This is a genomic window from Streptosporangium nondiastaticum (assembly GCF_003011965.1).
Classification (GTDB): Bacteria; Actinomycetota; Actinomycetes; order Streptomycetales; family Streptomycetaceae; genus Streptomyces; species Streptomyces nondiastaticus.
In genome coordinates this window covers 1-17,961 of sequence record NZ_PXWG01000044.1, presented here as the reverse complement: position 1 = coordinate 17,961, position 17,961 = coordinate 1, and the positions used below count along the sequence as shown (strand labels likewise).

General features: G+C 72.7%; 15 protein-coding genes and 2 pseudogenes. 9 read left to right on the top strand and 8 right to left on the bottom strand.

Annotation, left to right across the window (positions count from 1 at the left end):
* The first annotated feature begins 58 nt into the window (after positions 1 to 58).
* The 3 genes and pseudogenes from B7P34_RS17900 to B7P34_RS17890 all read left to right on the top strand — a co-directional run.
* Positions 59 to 841, top strand: coding sequence for an ABC transporter ATP-binding protein (locus B7P34_RS17900; RefSeq protein WP_435693968.1), 783 nt, complete (start codon positions 59 to 61; stop codon positions 839 to 841).
* Positions 835 to 3,282, top strand: coding sequence for an FtsX-like permease family protein (locus B7P34_RS17895; protein ID WP_106677702.1), 2,448 nt, complete (start codon positions 835 to 837; stop codon positions 3,280 to 3,282). Before B7P34_RS17900 ends, B7P34_RS17895 begins: the two co-directional genes overlap by 7 nt.
* Before the next feature lie 51 nt (positions 3,283 to 3,333).
* Positions 3,334 to 3,492 (top strand): annotated as a pseudogene (locus B7P34_RS17890) (TROVE domain-containing protein); the annotation flags it as partial.
* Positions 3,493 to 3,648: 156 nt separating this feature from the next.
* Here B7P34_RS17890 and B7P34_RS17885 read toward each other — a convergent pair.
* Complete coding sequence (locus B7P34_RS17885; RefSeq protein ID WP_146166845.1) at positions 3,649 to 4,191, bottom strand: hypothetical protein; 543 nt, start codon at positions 4,189 to 4,191, stop codon at positions 3,649 to 3,651.
* Between the two features lie 368 nt (positions 4,192 to 4,559).
* On the opposite strand from B7P34_RS17885, the gene B7P34_RS17880 reads away from it, so the two are divergent.
* Complete coding sequence (locus B7P34_RS17880; protein ID WP_106677699.1) at positions 4,560 to 5,753, top strand: saccharopine dehydrogenase family protein; 1,194 nt, start codon at positions 4,560 to 4,562, stop codon at positions 5,751 to 5,753.
* Positions 5,754 to 5,917: 164 nt separating this feature from the next.
* Here the strand turns inward: B7P34_RS17880 and B7P34_RS17875 are convergent, their stop codons facing one another.
* Positions 5,918 to 6,883 (bottom strand): alpha/beta fold hydrolase, encoded by a 966-nt coding sequence (locus B7P34_RS17875; RefSeq protein ID WP_106677698.1) that lies wholly within the window; start codon positions 6,881 to 6,883, stop codon positions 5,918 to 5,920.
* A 150-nt stretch (positions 6,884 to 7,033) separates the two neighbouring features.
* Between B7P34_RS17875 and B7P34_RS17870 the strand changes: the two genes are divergently transcribed.
* The 3 genes from B7P34_RS17870 (at position 7,034) to B7P34_RS17860 (ending at position 10,155) form a co-directional block, all read left to right on the top strand.
* Entirely contained in the window at positions 7,034 to 9,037 is a 2,004-nt protein-coding gene (locus B7P34_RS17870; protein WP_106677697.1) for a glycosyltransferase family 2 protein, read from the top strand.
* A gap of 135 nt (positions 9,038 to 9,172) precedes the next feature.
* Positions 9,173 to 9,757, top strand: coding sequence for a hypothetical protein (locus tag B7P34_RS17865; protein ID WP_223267956.1), 585 nt, complete (start codon positions 9,173 to 9,175; stop codon positions 9,755 to 9,757).
* Between the two features lie 47 nt (positions 9,758 to 9,804).
* Entirely contained in the window at positions 9,805 to 10,155 is a 351-nt protein-coding gene (locus tag B7P34_RS17860; RefSeq protein WP_106677736.1) for a hypothetical protein, read from the top strand.
* A gap of 21 nt (positions 10,156 to 10,176) precedes the next feature.
* Here the strand turns inward: B7P34_RS17860 and B7P34_RS38655 are convergent.
* Positions 10,177 to 10,281 (bottom strand): annotated as a pseudogene (locus tag B7P34_RS38655) (IS5/IS1182 family transposase); the annotation flags it as partial.
* An 82-nt stretch (positions 10,282 to 10,363) separates the two neighbouring features.
* Positions 10,364 to 11,584: a beta-ketoacyl-[acyl-carrier-protein] synthase family protein gene (locus B7P34_RS17855; protein WP_106677695.1), complete on the bottom strand. Its 1,221-nt coding sequence runs from the start codon at positions 11,582 to 11,584 to the stop codon at positions 10,364 to 10,366.
* Between the two features lie 186 nt (positions 11,585 to 11,770).
* Here B7P34_RS17855 and B7P34_RS17850 point away from each other — a divergent pair, with 186 nt between their 5' ends.
* Positions 11,771 to 12,904: a permease gene (locus B7P34_RS17850; protein WP_106677694.1), complete on the top strand. Its 1,134-nt coding sequence runs from the start codon at positions 11,771 to 11,773 to the stop codon at positions 12,902 to 12,904.
* Positions 12,905 to 12,930: 26 nt separating this feature from the next.
* Here B7P34_RS17850 and B7P34_RS17845 read toward each other — a convergent pair whose 3' ends face one another.
* The 4 genes from B7P34_RS17845 to B7P34_RS17830 form a co-directional block, all read right to left on the bottom strand.
* Positions 12,931 to 13,632 carry a lipoprotein gene (locus tag B7P34_RS17845; RefSeq protein ID WP_106677692.1) on the bottom strand — a complete coding sequence of 234 codons (702 nt, stop codon included), beginning with the start codon at positions 13,630 to 13,632 and terminating at the stop codon, positions 12,931 to 12,933.
* A 102-nt stretch (positions 13,633 to 13,734) separates the two neighbouring features.
* A complete protein-coding gene (locus tag B7P34_RS39410; RefSeq protein WP_106677691.1) occupies positions 13,735 to 15,648 on the bottom strand; it encodes a caspase family protein in 1,914 nt (637 codons plus the stop codon).
* The gene (locus B7P34_RS17835; protein WP_189382856.1) at positions 15,645 to 16,118 is read right to left on the bottom strand and encodes a hypothetical protein; all 474 of its coding nucleotides are present in this window, start codon (positions 16,116 to 16,118) and stop codon (positions 15,645 to 15,647) included. Before B7P34_RS17835 ends, B7P34_RS39410 begins: the two co-directional genes overlap by 4 nt.
* Before the next feature lie 118 nt (positions 16,119 to 16,236).
* Positions 16,237 to 17,145 (bottom strand): LysR family transcriptional regulator, encoded by a 909-nt coding sequence (locus tag B7P34_RS17830; protein ID WP_106677735.1) that lies wholly within the window; start codon positions 17,143 to 17,145, stop codon positions 16,237 to 16,239.
* Between the two features lie 132 nt (positions 17,146 to 17,277).
* On the opposite strand from B7P34_RS17830, the gene B7P34_RS17825 reads away from it, so the two are divergent.
* A partial coding sequence (locus B7P34_RS17825; RefSeq protein WP_146166844.1) for an MFS transporter occupies positions 17,278 to 17,961 on the top strand: 684 nt, incomplete at its 3' end.

Sequence of the window (17,961 nt, the reverse complement as noted above, 5' to 3'; positions counted from 1 at the left end):
CACCTAGCGTGAGCGTGATGTTTCGTGAACACCCCGAGGAAAAGGCGCGAGAGTGTTTCTGAGCAAGAGTGGGCGGACGCCGTCTCCCTCCGGCGCAGCGGTGGGCGGCCGTGCGGTCGTCAGCTTGTCCGCCGCGTACAGGAAATACGGAAGCGGTGAGAATCAGGTAACTGCGCTCGCCGGAGTCGATCTGTCTTTCTTCTCGGGCACGTTCACGGCCATCATGGGCCCGTCCGGGTCCGGCAAGTCGACATTGCTGCAGTGCGCCGCCGGACTGGACCGGGTGGACAGCGGTCAGGTGCTTCTGGCCGGCACCGACCCGGCCCGGATGTCCGAGACGGCACTGACGGTGCTTCGCCGCGAGAAGATCGGTTTCGTCTTCCAGCAGTTCAACCTGCTGCCGTCACTGACTGCCCGTCAGAACGTGGAGCTGCCTCTGCGTCTCGCCGGACGGTCACCGCGCCGTGACGACGTGGACCAGGTACTCAAGGACGTGGGCATCCGGGATCGCGCCGGGCACCTGCCGAGTGAACTGTCCGGCGGCCAGCAGCAGCGCGTGGCCATCGCCCGCGCGCTGGTCACCCGCCCCGAGGTGCTCTTCGCCGACGAACCGACCGGCGCGCTCGACTCCAAGACTTCCCGCGACGTGCTCTCCCTGATGCGGCGGATCGTCGCCGAGCGCGGCCAGACCATCATCATGGTCACCCACGACCCGGTCGCCGCCTCCTATGCCGGGCGAGCGGTCTTCCTGGCCGACGGCCGGATCGTGGACGAGATCGACCGTCCCACCGCCGAAGGCGTCGCCGCTCGCATGGCGCGCCTCGAGGTGACGCCGTGCTGAGCATCGCCATGGCCACCGTCCGCACCCGGTGGGTCAGCTTCCTGGGCGCGTTCGTCGCGCTCGCTCTCGGCACCGCCATGATCGCGATGATGGCCCTCACCCTCTTCGCCACCACGGGGACTCCGCACTCCGGGCCGCAGCGCTTCAGCCGGGCGGACAGCGTGGTGGTGCCCGCCGATCCTCGCGGTGATCCCGTGCGCCGGCCCGCAGCCGTCCCCGCCCGCACGGTCGCGCGCATCGCCACCGACGCCGAGGTGACTGCCGACCGCACCTTCGATGTGACGCACGACGGTTCGGCGGGCGTGGGCCACGGCTGGTCCGTCGCCCGGTTCGCGCCGTACCGCCTCGCTGCGGGCCACGCCCCGACGGCCCGGGACCAGGTCGTCATCGGCGGCGGATCCCGGTCCCGGCTCGGCCGCACCGTGCAGATCAGCACCCCGGCCGGTGTCGGCGCCTATCAGGTCGTCGGTGTCACCGATCAGGTCTGGTTCGAGGACGCGGTGTTCTTCACGGACGCCGAGGCGGCCCGGATCTCGCCGCCCGTCAACGCCCTGGTGGTCACCGGGAACGCGGACGTCGAAGACATCAGGAAGGCCGCCGGCCACGGCATGCTCGTCCTCGACGGGAACGACCGCGTGAAAGCCGACCCCGACCCGTCCGGCGGCGCGAACGCGCTGGCCGGCGCCAGCTCCATGGCGGGTACCACGATGGCCATCGCCACGTCGGTGGCGGCCTTCATCGTCATCGCCACCTTCGCCTTCGTCGTGGACCAGCGCCGCCGCGAACTGGCCCTGCTCCGCCTGGTGGGCGGCACACCCCGGCAGGTACGCCGCATGGTGCTGACCGAGTCCGCCCTGGTGGGTGCCGCCGCGGCCGCCGTGGGCTGTGTCCTGGGCACGGTCGCCTCGGGCGCCCTGAACACCTGGATGATCGACCACGGGGTCGCCCCGCGATGGTTCGAGATCGGGGTCAATCCCTTCGCGCTCCTCCTCGCCTTCCTCCTGGGCGTCGCCTCAGCCCTGGCCGGAGCGGCCACCGTCGCCCTGCGCGCCTCCAGGGTGCGCCCGGTCGAGGCGCTGCGCGACGCCGCCGCGAACCGCCGTTCCATGACCGCGCCGCGCTGGCTGCTCGGTCTCGGCATGCTGGCCGGCGCGGTCATCACGGGCTACGCGCTCCGGGACACCCCGGAGATCGCGGTCAACCCGCGCAAGTACGGCGCGGTCCCCCTCCTGTTCACAGGCGCCTTCGCACTGCTGTCCCCGGTCGTCGTCTGGCCGATCGCCCGCCTGCTGACCTGGCCGCTGACCCGCTTCGGCGCCGGCCCCCTCCTGGTGCGCCAGAACATGCTCAACGCCCGCCGCCGCACCGTCTCCACCGTCGTTCCCGTCGTGGTCGCCGTGGGCCTGGTGGCCACCATGCTGTGCGTCCAGGTCGCGGGCGACCGGGCCAGGGTCGATCAGGCCCGCCGGCAGACCCGGGCCGATTTCGTCGTCACCCCCCAGCAGGGCTCGGCCCTGAACGACCAGACCGTCCAGGCCCTGCGTGCCGTGCCCGGCACCACGGTGACGACGGTGGCCCCCATGCGGATCTACGTGAGCACCCTGAAGGGCGAGGTCGTCGACACCCTCACCGGCCAGGCCGTTCCCTCCCGCGCCCTGGGCAGCGTCTTCACCCCTAAGGTGATCGAGGGATCCCTGAAGAACCTGGGCGACGACTTCCTCGTCATCGACGAGAGGACCGCCAAGAGCGACAACCTCACCCTCGGACAGCACGTCTACACCTGGCTGCCGGACGGCTCCCGCCGCCCGGCGAGGATCGGCGCCATCATCCAGACCGGCCTCGACGGGGACGCCACCTTCCTGTCCGCCGCCCGGGCACCCGCCGGCACGGACGTGAAGCATGCCTGGGTGACGCTCCGCCCCGGTGCCGACATCAAGGACGTACGGCAGCGACTGGCCGCCGCCCTCGCCCACCAGCCGGTCGAAACCGGCCCGGCGGAGGCCTACTTCGCCCGCGTGAAGGACGCCCACGCGCAGAAGACAGCCACGGCAGCGACGGTCATCCTCGGCATCTCGGTGGGCTACTCACTGATCTCGGTCGCCAACACCCTCATCATGGCGGCGGCCGGCCGACGCCGCGAACTCGCCGCTCTCCATCTCGCCGGTGGCACCCGCGCCCAGACGCTGCGCATGGTGGGCGCGGAGGCGGTACTGGCAGCGGCGATCGGAACGGTCCTGGCGCTCGGCGCCGGCGCTGCCGTGATCGCCACGCAGAGACTGTCACTGGAGCGCATCGTCACGTCCCCCCGACTGACCGTCCCCTGGCCGGATATCTGGCACACCGCGGCACTGTGCATGGTCGTCGCGACGGTTGCGGCGGTCCTGTCGACCTGGCGCACGACACAGGGACGAGCCATCGACGTCATGGGCATGCGGGAATAACCCCCGCCTCCCGCACACAAGGGCGTGTCGGCGGGCTGGCTGCAGGGGCCGATGGACGCGGCGGCGCGGGAGGCCGTCATCCCGTCCATGGGGACCATGGCCCTGGTCCGCAACCTGCGCAACTTCGACCAGGCCGGCGTCAGTGACGAGGTCGCCGGGCAGGCGGCCGCGCGGATCGCCGACCCCGAAGAGGTCGCCCGCTCCGGGCAGTTCCCCTTCCGCCCGACGAGGCGTTCCGCATGGTGCCGCTGCTGGAGCGCGGCCGCGACGCCCGCCGGCCCTGGGAGGACTGAACCGCTTTGCGGGGCGCGGCGCCGTAGCGGACGGACATCCGGGTCCCCCGGTCACCCGGGGGACCCGGGGCGCCTAGGACGATATCGACCACTTCAGCGGCGCCGGCGCCGACGCCGGGCTGCCGGTGTACTTCGTGGTGTACGCGGGCGCCTTGCCGTAGTCGTCGCCGCTGCTGCCCAGGTACCAGCCGTTCCCCTCGTTCTTGACGAGCTTGGTGGAGGCGTCGTAGGACCACTTGAGCTGCGGGGGAGCGGAGGCCGGGTCGCCCGTGTACTTGGTGGTGTACGCGGGGGCCTTGTCGGACGAGGAGTCGCCGCCGCTGCCCAGGTACCAGCCGTTCGCCTCGTTCTTGATGAGCTTGGTCGAGGCGTCGTAGGACCACTTCAGGTTGCCGGGCGCCGACGCCGGCTCGCCCGTGTACTTCGTCGTGTACGAGGGCGCCTTCGCGGAGGAGGTGTCACCGCCGCTGTCGAGGTACCACCCGGCCCCCTCGTTCTTGATCGGCGCCGGTGCCGGGGAGTCGGCCCGGGCCGTGCCGGGGGCCAGGGCGGCCAGTGTTGCGGCGGCCACGAGGATCGCGGACCGCCGGGCGAGCGGGAGCGGGTGCACTGGCATGGTCGTCCTGCCGTTTCTGCGCGTGGTGCCGGGGAGGCGAACCGTTCGCCCCTGAGAACCGCGCTGTTCGCACATGAGCATGGGCCCGGCGGCCGTTGCGCCCCCACCGGAACCGTTCCCCACCACCGGTTCGTGCATGGGCATACGGGTCCGCCGCGTGCGCGGCCGCGGCGCCGCGCGTCCGGGGGCGCCGGGCGTGCGGCCGGTGCCGGTGCGGGCCGGAAGCGGGGCGTCGGTGCGGAAGCGGGGCGTCGGTGTTTCCTGAGCGCACGTCAGCCGGATGTGGACAATGGGTTCGATGCTGTTCGGACGCGAGAAGGGACGTATGCCCGGTGACTTCGATCGCAGCGGACTCGGCCGGAGGCTCCATGAACCGGCGGAACGGCTCTGAACGGCCGTACGACCTCGTGCTCTTCGGCGCCACGGGGTTCGTCGGGCAGCTCACCGCCGAATACCTGCTGGAGAACGCCCCCGAGGGGCTCCGGTGGGCCCTCGCCGGGCGCAGCCGCGCGAAGCTGGAGCGGCTCCGCGAGCGGCTGGCCGCGCTCGACCCCGTACGGGCCGCTGAGCCGGATCTCGTGACGGCAGATGCGGCCGATCCAGACGCCATGCGCGAGCTGGCCGGGTCCGCGCACGTCGTCGCCTCGACCGTCGGCCCGTACATCCGCCACGGCCGGGAGCTGGTGGCGGCCTGCGCGGAAGCCGGCACCGACTACACCGACCTCACCGGCGAGCCGGAGTTCGTGGACCTCACGTACGTGCGCCACGATGCCGAGGCACGCAGGACCGGCGCGCGGATCGTGCACGCCTGCGGCTTCGACTCCGTCCCGCACGACCTCCTCGCGTACTTCACCGTCCAGCAGCTGCCGGAAGGGGTGCCGCTGACGGTCGACGGCTTCGTCCGGGCGTCGGGGCTCATCTCCGGCGGGACGCTGGCCACGTCGATGCTGATCGCCGCGCGGCAGCGGCAGGCGAAGGCCGCGGCGGAGGAACGGAGCCGGTACGAGCCGCAGCCGGCCGGGCGCCGGGTCCGGGCCCCGCTGGGCGCGCCGCGGTTCAGCAAGGAGACGGGCACGTGGGCGCTGCCGATGCCCACGCTCGACCCCCAGGTCGTGCGCCGCTCGGCCGCGGCCCTGGAACGCTACGGCCCCGACTTCCGCTACCGGCACTACGCGTCCGTGAAGACGCTGCCCATGGCCCTGGCCGGGCCGGTGGGCCTGGCCGCGCTGGCGGCCGCCGCGCAGGTCGCTCCCGTCCGCTCCTGGATCTCCCGCCGCTGGGAGCCGGGCCGGGGGCCGAGCGAGGAGCAGCGGGCCCGCGCCTGGTTCCAGGTGCGGGCCGTCGGGGAAGGCGGCGGACGGCGCGTGTTCACCGAGGTCACGGGCGGCGACCCGGGCTACGGCGAGACGGCGAAGATCCTCGCGGAGGCGTCGCTGTGCCTCGCCCTGGACGACCTGCCGAAGACCTCGGGGCAGGTCACGACGGCCACGGCGATGGGGGACGCGCTGATCGGGCGGCTGGAGGCGGCGGGCATCCGGTTCCGCGTCCGGCACAGCCGCTGACGCGTCGCCGACTGACGCGTCGCCGTAGCCTCAGAGGCGCGTGCTCAGCACTGTGGGCGCCTGCCGTGGTTCGCGGCCTTGCGGCGGGCGCGGGCCTTCTTCTTGCGGCGTCGCTTGGAGGACATGCGGGTCTCCTCTCGTGGACCTCCGCCTAATCTATCCCGCTATGGCGTGACCTGCCCGTTCTGTTCCCATTGATCCCGCTGCCCCGCCGCCTCCAGCAGGCGTTCCACCTCCGCCACGATGATGCCGGGTTCCGCCGTCGGCACCATGTGATCCGCGTGCCGCGCGAGCACGTGCCGCCCGCGGGGCGACTGCCCGGCCCGGTGGGCGTGCGCCGCGTTGATGGACGCGCGGGCCTGTGCGTTCATCCCCGGGGTGGGCAGGGTCGCGGAGATGACGGTGACGGGGATGTCACCGAGGACCGGCGGGTCGTCGCGCAGGGCGCGCAGGTCCGCCGCGATGCCGGCCTGCTCGGCGCCCATCGTGCGCATCGTCGCGACGGTGAACGCCTCCGCACGCATGTCGGCGGCCGCGTCGGGCGGCAGGGCGGCCGTCACCTTGCGGAAGAGGAGGCCGAGCAGCCCCAGGCGCGCCAGCAGCAGGGCGGCCCCGTACCGGACCTTCTCCAGGCGGCGAATGGAGTTGTCGAAGAGCAGGTCGCAGGCCTCGTCCGTGGGGTCGACCAGCACCAGGCCGGCGATCCGCCCGGGCCGGGCCGCCGCGGCGAGCCGTATGACCGGGCCGCCCCAGCTGTGCCCGACCAGCACGTACGGGCCCGGCCCGAGGCGGTCGAGCAGGTCACCCAAGTCGTCGGCGAGCCGGGCGAGACGGCGTTGCCCCGACGGGTCGGGGGCGCTGCGGCCGAGGCCGCTGCGGTCGTAGACCACCGCTCGCGCCGAGCCCGCCACGGCTTGCTGGACGAGCGCCCAGTACGAGCGGACCGACGCCAGGCCGCCTTCGAACACCACCGTCACGGGGGCGTCCACCTCCGTGACGGGGGCGTCCACGGCCGTCGCGGAGGCGTCGCCGCCGACCGGTCCGGCGAGCTCCATGAAGTGCAACTCCCGGCCGTCACGGGTCCGTGCGATACCGGGTGTGCCCTGGCTGTGCTGCTGCAGTCGCTGCATCGTGACCGTCCTCGACGAAGGGGGACTTAGGTTAACCTAAGTTGCGGGTGGGGCGGCTCTGATGGCGACTTTTCCCCGATAAAGCCATTCCGGGCTGCGGATTCTGCGGAACTGTGGAGTCCGCGGGGCCCGCGGGCGGAGCCTGGTGCCGTGCCTGGGCCCGAAGTCACGGTCATCATCGCCGCGTTCGACGCCATGCCGTACGTGACCCGCAGCGTCGGCTCCGTCCTCCGCCAGTCCCTCGGGGCGGACCGGATCGAGCTCATAGCCGTCGACGACGGTTCCACGGACGGTACGGCGGCCGAGCTGGACCGCCTGGCGGAGCGGGCGCCGCTGATGCACGTGATCCACCAACCCAACTCCGGCGGCCCGGCGGGCCCGCGCAACCTCGGGCTGGACCGGGCGACCGGGCGCTACGTCTTCTTCCTCGACGCGGACGACCATCTCGGCCCCGAGGCCCTGGAGCGCATGGTCGCGGCGGCGGACGAGAACGGCTCCGACGTCGTCCTCGGGCGGATCGTGGGGGAGGGTGGCCGCCGCGCGCCCGGGTCGATGTTCCGCCGGAACCAGCCCCGGACGGACGTCTTCTCCTCCCGGGTCTACTGGACGCTCAACCCGATGAAGCTGTTCCGCCGCGAGCTGATCGACCGGCTCGGGCTCCGCTTCGACACCGGCCTGTCGATCGGCGAGGACCAGCCGTTCGTCGCCACCGCCTACCTGGAGGCCGCCGCGATCTCCGTCGTCGCCGACCACGACTGCGTCCACTGGGTCGCCCGCGAGGACGGCAACAACATCACCGCGGAGGAGCACGCCGCGCGGACGCGCGTCGACCTCTTCCGGAAGATGACCGGGCTCGTCGCCGCACGCGTCCCCGCCGGCCCCGGCCGCGACACGCTGATGCACCGGCACTACGCGATCGAACTGCGCGACGCCGTCCTCCAGCTGAGCCGCGAACCGCAGCGCGAGACCCAGGACAAACTGCTCTACGAGCTGGCCGACTTGGTCGCCCTGCACTGGACCGACGGCCTGGCCGCCCGCCTGCCCGCCGTGGTCCGCCTGCGCTGCCACCTCATCCGCCACCGGCTCCTCGACGAACTCCTCACCCTCGTCCACTGGGAGCTCGACCGGGGCGCCGCGACGTACGGCATCACCACCCTCGCCGCCAAGGTCGCCACGGGCCCGGAGCTCCGGATCGAGGCGGGCCGGGCTTACGCCCTCTACCCGTACTTCCGCGATCCCGCGCTCAACATCCCCGAGGACTGCTACGACATCACCGCCGAACTGCCCGTCCGCCACCGCGTCGACTCCGCCGGCATCAGCGCCACGGGCCTGCGCCTCACGGGTCACGCCCGCATCCACCGCATCTCCACGCGGGACGTCACCACCGAACTCGTCCTCCGCAAGCGCGGGACGGACGCGGAGCGCCGTCTCCCCGTCCATCACACCCCGACGCCGGGCCTGGGCGCCGACGAGGACGGCGGCCTGTACACCTACGACCTGGCCGGGTACGACGTGACGGTCGACCTCGCGTCCCTGACGCCCGGCCTCTGGGACCTCTCACTCGCCGTCGGCGCCCAGGGCATCGTGAAGGAAGTCCGCCTCGGCAGCAGCCGCGCGGACTCCGTGACCACGGCGACGACCATGCTCGTCACGGACACGGGCACGGCGGTCGCCCTCTACACCACCAAGCCTTACGGCAACCTCACCCTGGACGTGGGCGAGACCCGCCACCGCGTACGGCCGCACCTGCGTGTCACCGGCGCGGAGTGGTCCGCCGACGCCCCGGCCACCCTCGTCGTGAAGGGCCGCTGCGGCCTGGCGAGCCGGCCTCAGGGCGCCCTGACCGTACGAGCCGCGGGGCCGCACGGCGAGGAGGAGCGCATCCGGGTCGAACCCGCGCCCTCCGACGGGACTTTCACCGTACGGATCCCCTGCACGATCCCCGGCGAACGGGAACTGACGCTCAGCCTCGCCGTGGCGGACAAGGAGTGGTCCGTACCCGTACCGCCCCAGCCGTCCCTGAAGCCCGCCCGCTGGCGGCGATTCGGCCTCCCTTGGTATGCGAAGCCGCTCCCGGGACGCGACGCCCTGACCCTGCGCGTCGGCCGCGTGGAACTGCTGAAGGCGGTGCGCAGGCGGCTGGCGAAGCGTTGAGCCCCTCCGTGTGCCGTTAGTGTGACGGCGATGAGTGAAACGAGTGGACGGCAGGGGCAGGAGACAATGGGCGGGCGCGAGGCGACGACCGTGGTACCCGGTGGAACGGTCAAAGGTCCGGTGTACCGCCCGCCAGTGCCTGTGTCCGGCGCACGGAAGGCCCTCGGGTCCCTGCTGTGGGCCGTCGGGCTCACCGCCCTGCTGTTGTTCGGCGCCGGGCTCGCCCAGTGGGTGCTGTTGCTCGGTGTGGTCGTCATGATGGCGGGGGTCGCGGTCACCGCCTGTCTGATCGGGGGCGTCTGGCACCGCGCCGGGGCCGCGACGCTCGCCTCGGTCGGCGGCTTCGCGCTGATGCTCTTCGCGGGCCCCGCGATGTACGAGGTCTACATGAAGACCGTGGGCGAGCCGGTCCCGGCCGTGGTGACCGAGGTGACCGACCGGCACGCCCGGAAGGGCGCCAGCATGTTCTGCACCGTCGAGGAGACCGGCGGCGGCCACGAGAAGCACTCGGTGTCCGAGCAGCAGAACTGCTTCGGACAGGCCCGGGAAGGCGACCGCGTCGAGATCCGCAAGGACCCGCTCGGCCTGCTCGAACCCCGGCTGCCCGACGGCCCCGACCAGCAGGACAGCACCCGCATCGCGGTCTACGCCTCCGCGGGCCTCGGCCTGCTGACCGCCGCCACCATCTTCTACGGGGGACAGCGCCGCCGGGCCGGTTAGGGCCTGTCCGGCGGATCATGTTCGGGCAGGGCTCGGTAGGTGGCTGCATGTCTTCTGCACTTGTTGTTGGTTACGACCCGCAAGCGATACCTGGCGTCGACGGAGAGGCTCCTCGTGCGGCGCTCGACGCGGAGCTGGCCCGGTTCGGTGAACACGGCATCGACGCGGCCATGACTCTGATCGTGTTCGACGAATCGGCAGAGTCCACCCTCGTCGCATCGTTGACCAAGCAGCCGTGGGATGTCGTGGTCGTCGGCGGCGGGATCCGCAAGGCCGAGCCACTGCTTCCGCTCTTCGAACAGATCGTGAACCTGATCCGGCGCCATGCGCCCCAGGCCGCGATAGCGTTCAACACCAGTGGCGGGGACAGTGTCGAGGCGGCACAGCGGTGGCTCTGAATCCCGGCCGCCCGACCACGTCCTGAGCCACAGCCGGATCGTGGCAACGGTAACGGTAACGGTGCCGTGGAAGACGTAGACGCGCTTGTCGAACCTCGTGGCCACGGCCCGGAAGCTTTTGGTACGCCTTGTCACCGCTGAGATGGTCCGGTCGGGTGCGGGGACGCCCGCCGCCGTCCTCGCGGATCACCACGAGGCTCCGGGCCGGCTAACCCTCGCGGGTCACCACGAGGCTGACGTTGTGACCGCCGAAGCCGAAGGAGTTCACCAGCCCCGCCGACCAGTCGCCGGCCCGGCTCTCGCCGTGGACGACATCCAGGTCGATGCCCGCGCCGGGCGTCTCGAAGTTGCGGGTCGCGGGCAGCACGCCGTCCCGGAGCGTGAGCAGGGCGGCGATCGCGGCCACCGCGCCCGACGCGCCCAGCATGTGACCGGTCATCGACTTCGTGGCCGTGACCGCCACGTGCCCGCCGAGCGCGCTCGCGATCGCCTGCGCCTCGGCCAGGTCCCCGGACTCCGTGGACGTGGCGTGCGCGTGCACGTTGTCGATGTCCCGCGGCCCGAGGCCCGCGTCGCGCAGCGCCGTCCGGACGGCGTGCACCTGGCCCTCCGCGTCCGAAGCGGTGATGTGGTGCGCGCTGGAGGACACGGCGGCCCCGGCCAGCTTCCCGTATGCCCGGGCCGAGCGGGCCCGCGCGAACCCGGCGCGCTCCAGGACCACCACGCCCGACCCCTCGGCCATGACGAAGCCGCTGCGGGCGGCGTCGAACGGCCGGGAGACCGCCGCCGGGTCGCCGTCGTCCGTGGACAGGGCCTTCATCTGCGCGAACGCGGCGACGCAGAACGGGTGCAGGGACGCCTCGACGCCTCCCGCGACCACCACGTCGGCGCGCCCGGCCCGGATCAGGTCGAGGCCCATGGCGATCGCCTCCGCCCCGGAAGCGCACGCGCTCACCGGCGTCCGCGCGCCGCCCCGCGCACCCAGCTCCATGCTGACCCAGGCGGCCGGGCCGTTCGGCATCAGCATGGGCACGGCGTACGGGGAGAGCCGGCGCGGGCCCGACCGCTCGTAGACGTCGTCCTGCCCGAGGGTGGTGAGGATGCCGCCGGTCCCCGTGCCGATGACGACGGCCAGCCGCTCGGGCTCCACCTCCGGCTCCCCGGCGTCCCGCCACGCCTCACGCGCACCGATCATCGCGAGCTGCTCGCACCGGTCCCACTTACGGGCCTCCACGCGCTCCAGCAGCGACAGCGGATCCACGGCGGCCGCACCGGCCACCCTCACCGGCAGGTCCGCCGGCCACTCCTCGCCGAGCCGCGTCACGCCGGACTCGCCGGCGACCATCCCCTTCCACGACTGCGCCATGTCCGCGCCCAGCGGGGTGATCCCGCCGACGCCCGTCACGAGCACCTCGGTGTTGCTGCTCATCCTCGCCCCTCCATGCACAAGTAGGAAGTCAACAAGCCGCCGCCGTATGCGCGCAGCTTGATCCGTACGGCATGAACACGAGACTGCCAGCATGTTGCGGGTGAACCTGCTCGATCCGGTCCACCGAATCGAAGGCGGGAATCTGTATGGTCAAGACAATGACGGGAGAAGAGGGGGCGGAGACACATGCAGGCGATCGCGCACGCGCTGTCCATCGCCGGGTCCATGACCTGGGAGATCACCTGGGCCCTGATCCTGGGATTCGCGCTGTCCGCCGTGGTCCAAGCGGTGGTGCGGAAGGCGACCGTCGTCGCCCTTCTCGGCGACGCCCGGCCCCGTACGCTGGCGCGCGCCGCGGGGCTGGGCGCGGCCTCCTCGTCCTGCTCCTACGCGGCCGTGGCACTGGCCCGCACCTTGTTCCGCAAAGGGGCGCACTTCACGGCGGCGATGGCTTTCGAGATCGCCTCCACCAACCTGGTGGTCGAGCTCGGGGTGATCCTGGCGCTGCTCATGGGATGGCAGTTCACGCTCGCGGAGTTCACGGGCGGACCGCTCATGATCATCGCTTTGGCGCTGCTCTTCCGGCTGTTCCTGCGGCCCGCCCTGCTGGACGAGGCCCGCGCGCAGGCCGCGCGCGGGGTCGCCGGCTCCATGGAGGGGCACGCGGCCATGGACATGTCCGTACGGCGCGAGGGGACGTTCGCCCGGCGGCTGTTCTCCGGCGAGGGCTTCACGGCCACGGCGCACGTCTTCGTCATGGAGTGGGCCGCGATCCTGCGCGACCTCGTGGCCGGCCTGCTGATCGCCGGTGCCATCGCCGCCTGGGTCCCGGAGTCGTTCTGGCAGGCGTTCTTCCTCACCGACGACCCCGGGCTCGCGAAGTGGTGGGGACCGCTCGTCGGCCCCCTGGTGGCGATCGCCTCGTTCGTGTGCTCCATCGGGAACGTGCCGCTCGCCGTCGTCCTGTGGAAGGGCGGCATCAGCTTCGGCGGCGTGGTCGCGTTCATCTTCGCCGACCTGCTGATCCTGCCGATCCTCAACATCTACCGGAAGTACTACGGCGCGCGGACGGCGCTCTTCCTGCTGGTCACCTTCTACGTGGCCATGGTCGCCGCCGGGTACGCCGTCGAGTTCGTCTTCGGCGGCCTGGGGCTCGTTCCCGGCCGCGGGCACGCCACGATCCCCGAGGAGGGCGTGAGCTGGAACTACACGACGTGGCTCAACCTCGCCTTCCTCGGCCTGGCCGCCGCGCTGCTCGTGCGCTTCCTCCGCACGGGAGGGAGGAACATGCTGCGGGCGATGGGCGGCGGCCCGCACTGAACACCGGACGGTCAGACGGTCAGACGTCAGGGGAGCTTCGTGGTCCTCTTGGCGAGTTCGTAGGCCGGGAGCATCTCCTTGTGCTCGCCGGATTCGAGCCCGCCGAGGTGTACGACGGTCACGCCTTTCGGCGTCGTCACGGCGAAGGCCTGTTCCGGCTGCGGCTCGTCGAAAAGAGGGCTCTTCCGCTCGTAGGCGACCTCCGCGGCGGGCAGGTCACCGGCCTTCGTGTCGCTGAACTCCTTGCTCGTGACGTTCTTCTCCTCGGCCACGAACGTCTCCAGCGCCTGACGCGGCGACATGTCCGTCCGCTCGGACGTCCACACGCGGATGTAGCCGATCATGCCCGCGGGCTTCGCGTCGATCTCGCACGCGCCCTTGAACGACGGGTGGCCCAGCCACTTGCTGAGGAACACCGCGCCCTCGGCGTCGACCCCCTTGGGCTGCCACGCCTTCGCCACCTCGAACGACACCGGGAACTCGCAGACGGCTCCGGCGCCCCCGACCCGGCCGCCGTCCTTCCACTCGGCCTTCTTCCCCTGCTTGCCGGCCGCGCCGCCCGAACCGGCCTTGTCCTTCGGCTTCTCGCTCTCGTTCGCCGCCTTGGCGGAGGCGGGGGCCGGGCTCTGCTCGGCGGGGCCGCCGCTCTTCCCGGCACCGGACGAGCAGCCGGTGAGCATGCCGATCGAAACGACGGCGGCCACCGCGCCCGACGTGAGCTTGTGCATGAAGTTTTCCTCGCTAATCGAACTAACGAGGCAAAACCTAGCTCTACGGGTGCTGACCGCTCAAACCGATATCGGTCCCGGGCCGTTGCCGGGCGGCCGCGTTCACGCCTGCGCCGCGGCGACGAGACACATGACCAGGGCGAGGACCGCCAGCGCCAGCGCCGGAACGGCGAGGGCCTTGGCGGTCAGGGTGAGGGTGCGGGTGGTGCGCACCGGTGCGGCCGGGCGGAGGGTCCGCCGGGTCATGGAGACGAGGATCAGCGCCAGTACTGAGGTGATCAGACAGATGACGAGCGGCGTCATCATCCCGCTTTTGTGGATCTCGTCATTGAGGGTCCACGTCAGGTGCAACCGGTCGTTCCTCGCCTGGTTCGCCAGTGCACGGGCCGCCCCGACGGCAGTGAGGACCAGGGTGATCAGCGAGGTGACGGCCAGGCCGAGTGCGGCGGCCGCCAGGGCGGAGGCGCGCTTGGCGGTGGAGGGCGCCGGATGGTGCGCTGGCGCCGGAGGGTGCGCGGGCCGGGCGGGAGCGGGCGGTGAGGTCCGTGCGGCCGGCACCGGAGGGGGCTTCGGCGCCGCGTGCGGTCTGGTCGGCGGGCTTGCCGGCGGCGGGCGGAGCCTCGCGGGCGGCGGGCTCGCCGGCCGTGTCGCGCCGTGCGGGGGCGGCGCCTTCGGGACTTCCGGCGGCACGGGCGGGCTGTCCGGGGGCGCCGGCGGCCTGTCCGGGGGCGCGGGCGTCGGCAGCACCTCGGCCTCCACGTGGACCACGGCCTCTCCGGCGGCGCCCTTCAGCACGATGTCGCCGCTGCGGCGCCCCGGCCGGGAGGTGTCGACGCTGACGTCGAGCCCGTCGGAGGACTCCGTGGCCCGCAGCCAGTCGTCCTCGACGTGCACCGCGCAACTGCGGGCCAGGGGCGGCCCGAGGAGCCGTACGGGCCGGTGCGGCGAGGGCGCGTGCTCGGGCACCGGACCGAAGTCGAGCCGGGCCGGTCGCGGGGTGACGCGGACCTCGTCCAGCGCGCGGGCGGCCTCGTCCGCGACGGCCCGGATGTCCCTGCGCGCCATCTCGTCCAGGGCCTCACGGGCCCCGGCCGCGACGGCCGGGTCGGGGTTGTCCATGCGGGCCCGGAGTTCGGCGATGGCGCCGCGGCGGGAGTAGAGGTCGGGGCTGTGCATCGCGGCGCGCACGTCGTCCGGCACGGGCGAGGGGGCGATCCGCCGCCGGCGGCTGCGGGCCAGGTACAGGTCTCCCTGCATGTCAACGCTACGGCTCGGTGTCTGGTGGGGGTTCTCCTGCCGGACGCGGTCGAAGACGTAGTCGTACAACTCGTCGAGGGAGATCCTGCCGTCCTGGTCCAGGTCGGCCTCGCCGGTGGCGAGGCCGGAGACGAGGGCGCTGGTGAAGACCGAGGGCCGCGGGCCGGAGGTCCTGGTGAGCTCGGTGCCCTCGAAGGCGTACTCCATGGAGCTGGAGGCGGTGATGACGGCCCAGCCGCGGCCGCCGCCGGGCCTGTCGCCGGCGAACGAGTCGAGGACGTTGACGTCGCCGGAGGCGCGGGCGGCCGCGCCCTGGGGGAAGGCGCCGCCGTAGCAGCAGTCGAGGAAGAGGGCGACGGAGCGCGCGCGGGTGCTGGACATGCAGCGCCGCACGAAGTCGGCCGGGACGGCGGTGGAGGCCAGCCGGCGGGGACGGGTGTTGCCGGCCGCGAAGTAGAGCTCGCCGGACTCGCTCTTGAGTCCGTGACAGGAGAAGTGGACGACGAGCGTGTCGCCCGGGCGGCGGTCGGAGAAGAAGTCGTCCAGCCGCGTGGCGATGGTGTGCGAGGGCTCGTTCCGTACGACCTGGACGTCGAACCCGCCGATCTGCGGGTCGCCCAGGACCGCGGCGAGAGCCTCGGCGTCCTGCGCCGGGGACGTCAGCTGCCGGAGGCCTTCGTCCTGGTAGGTGTCGTTGGCGATGATCAGGGCGTGCCGGGACGCGGGCGGGTACGGGGACGCCCGGGCGGGCGAGGTCATGGCGGTGCCCCGCCGCCGGCGGCGCTGCCGGCACCGGCACCGGCGTCGGCATCCGCGCTGGCATCCGCACCGGCATCAGCACCGGACCCGGCGGCGGAGTGGCGGCGCACGAAGAGGTCGAACGCCTCGGTGACCTGTTCCGGGGTCGCCTCGGAGAGCTCCAGCACGTCGTCGTCCATCGCGAGCCGCATCGACGGGCGGGAGTCCCGGCAGCGGCCCCACCACTCGTGGACGGCGCCGATGACCTGCCGCAGCGCGTTGGCGGAGCTTCCGAGGCTCACGAGCAGGGCGCCGACCTGGGCGGGGTCCACCGCCCGCGCGCCCGGCGGCACCTCTTCGGCGGCGGGGAGGGCCGTGACGTCGTCCACGTCGAGCTGGAGGAGTTCCCGGCGGAGGTAGCCGGTCAGCTTGTCGACGTCCTCGGCTTCCGCGCCCTCTTCGGAGAGGAGGATCTGCAGTCGGTTTTCCACCGTTTCCGCCCCTTCGTCCTCGCCTTCATTTCCAGTCTGTGATCCCTCCTGCCACGGCGCAACCAGCTGCCCCGGCCGCGGACCGGCGCGTCGCTCACTCGCGGATCGCGCGCGCCGCTCACTCGCTGATCCGCGGGCCCAGCTCCTTCGCCAGGGCGAGGGTCAGCGCGCGGAAGATCTGGACCTCGGGGTTGCGGTCCGCGGCACGGACCGCCAGGTAGCTGCTCTCGCGGGGAGCGTCCAGGACGGGGACGAAGACCGCGCCGGGCCAGGCGTAGTAGCGGGCGAAGGACTTCAGGCCCGAGCCGGCCGCGCGTCCGGAGACCACCCCGGTGAGCACTTCCTGCGGCGTCAGCGCGTAGTGCGTGCTGCGGCGCCGGGCCGCGCGGTCGAAGTACAGGTAGTCGGTGAAGGAGCGCGGCGTGTGGCCCGGTACCCGGAAGAAGGGCAGGTCGGTGATGTCGTCGAGCCGGGCGCCGGTGTCGCGGGCGTCCGCGAGCGCGTGCGACTCCGGTACGGCCACGATGCGCTGCTCGGTGGTGAGGACGTCGGCGATGACGCGCTCGTCCGCGGGCGTGGGGCGGACGAACGCGACGTCGACGCGGTCCTCGACGAGCGCCGAGACGTGTTCCGTGAAGTCGAGCTGCCGCAGCTCGACGGCGATGTGCGGGCGGGCCCTGCGGTAGGCGTTGACCGAGGCGGGGGTCAGCTCCGCCGAGCCGTGGCCCATGATGCCGACGCGCAGCGGCCGGTCGGCGGCGAACGGCGCCCGGTCCGCCGCCTCGGCCACGTCGTCCAGCGCGGCGTTGGCGGCCGCGAGCAGGGTGCGGGCGTGGCGGGCCAGCCGTTCGCCGGCGGGAGTGGGCGACACGGGGTTGCGGTGCAGCAGGCGGGTGCCGAGGTCGGACTCCAGCCGCCGGACGTGCTGGGTGACGGCGGGCGGGGAGAGGAAGAGCCGCGCGGCGGCCCGTCCGAAGTGCCCTTCCTCGACCACCGCCAGGAAGGACGACAGCAGGCGGAGATCCATGACGGCCACGATAGACACGACCACCGGCCGACTCGTACGCACGTTCACAAGTCGTGAACGGGGGCGGCGGGGCCCCGGGCGGGGCCCGTAGGACTGGATGGCGTGAGTACTTCTGTGACAAAGAACGCGGCAATGGAGCAGCGCACTTCCGCCTCCCGCACTTCCGCTTCCCGCCCGTCCGGCCCCGACGCGAGCCTGGCGGCCGGGACCCGCCCTTGGCTGCGCACCGGCTGGATGATGACCGCCTCCGGCTGGAGCGCGAACCAGTTCTCCGCCCTGCTCGGCGCCTACCGCTCCGAACTCGGCCTGTCCGAGTCCACGGTCACCGGCCTGTTCGCGGTGTACGTCGTGGGCCTCGTGCCGGGCCTGCTGCTCGGCGGGCCGCTGGCCGACCGGCGCGGGCGCCGCCCGGTGGCGCTGACCGCCCTGGCCGTCAACCTGCTCTCGTCCTGTCTGCTGATGGCGGGCTCGGCCGCCACGGGCTGGCTCCTGCCCGGCCGCTTCCTGACCGGCGTCAGCGCGGGCGCACTCCTGGCCGCCGGCAGCGCCTGGGTCAAGGAATTGTCCTGCCCGCCGCACGCACCCGACGCAGCGGCGGGGACGGCCGCCCGGCGGGCCGGGCTGTTCGTCTCGGCGGGCTTCGCCTCGGGCGGGCTCGTGGCCGCGCTGATCGCCCAGTGGCTGCCGCACCCGATGGCGACCGCCTACCTTCCGCACGTGGTCCTGGCCGCGGTCGCCTGGGCGGTCGCGCACGGAGCGCCGGAGACGGGCCGCCGGGCGGCCCGGACGCGGCCCGGTCCGGAGCCCGGCGCCCCC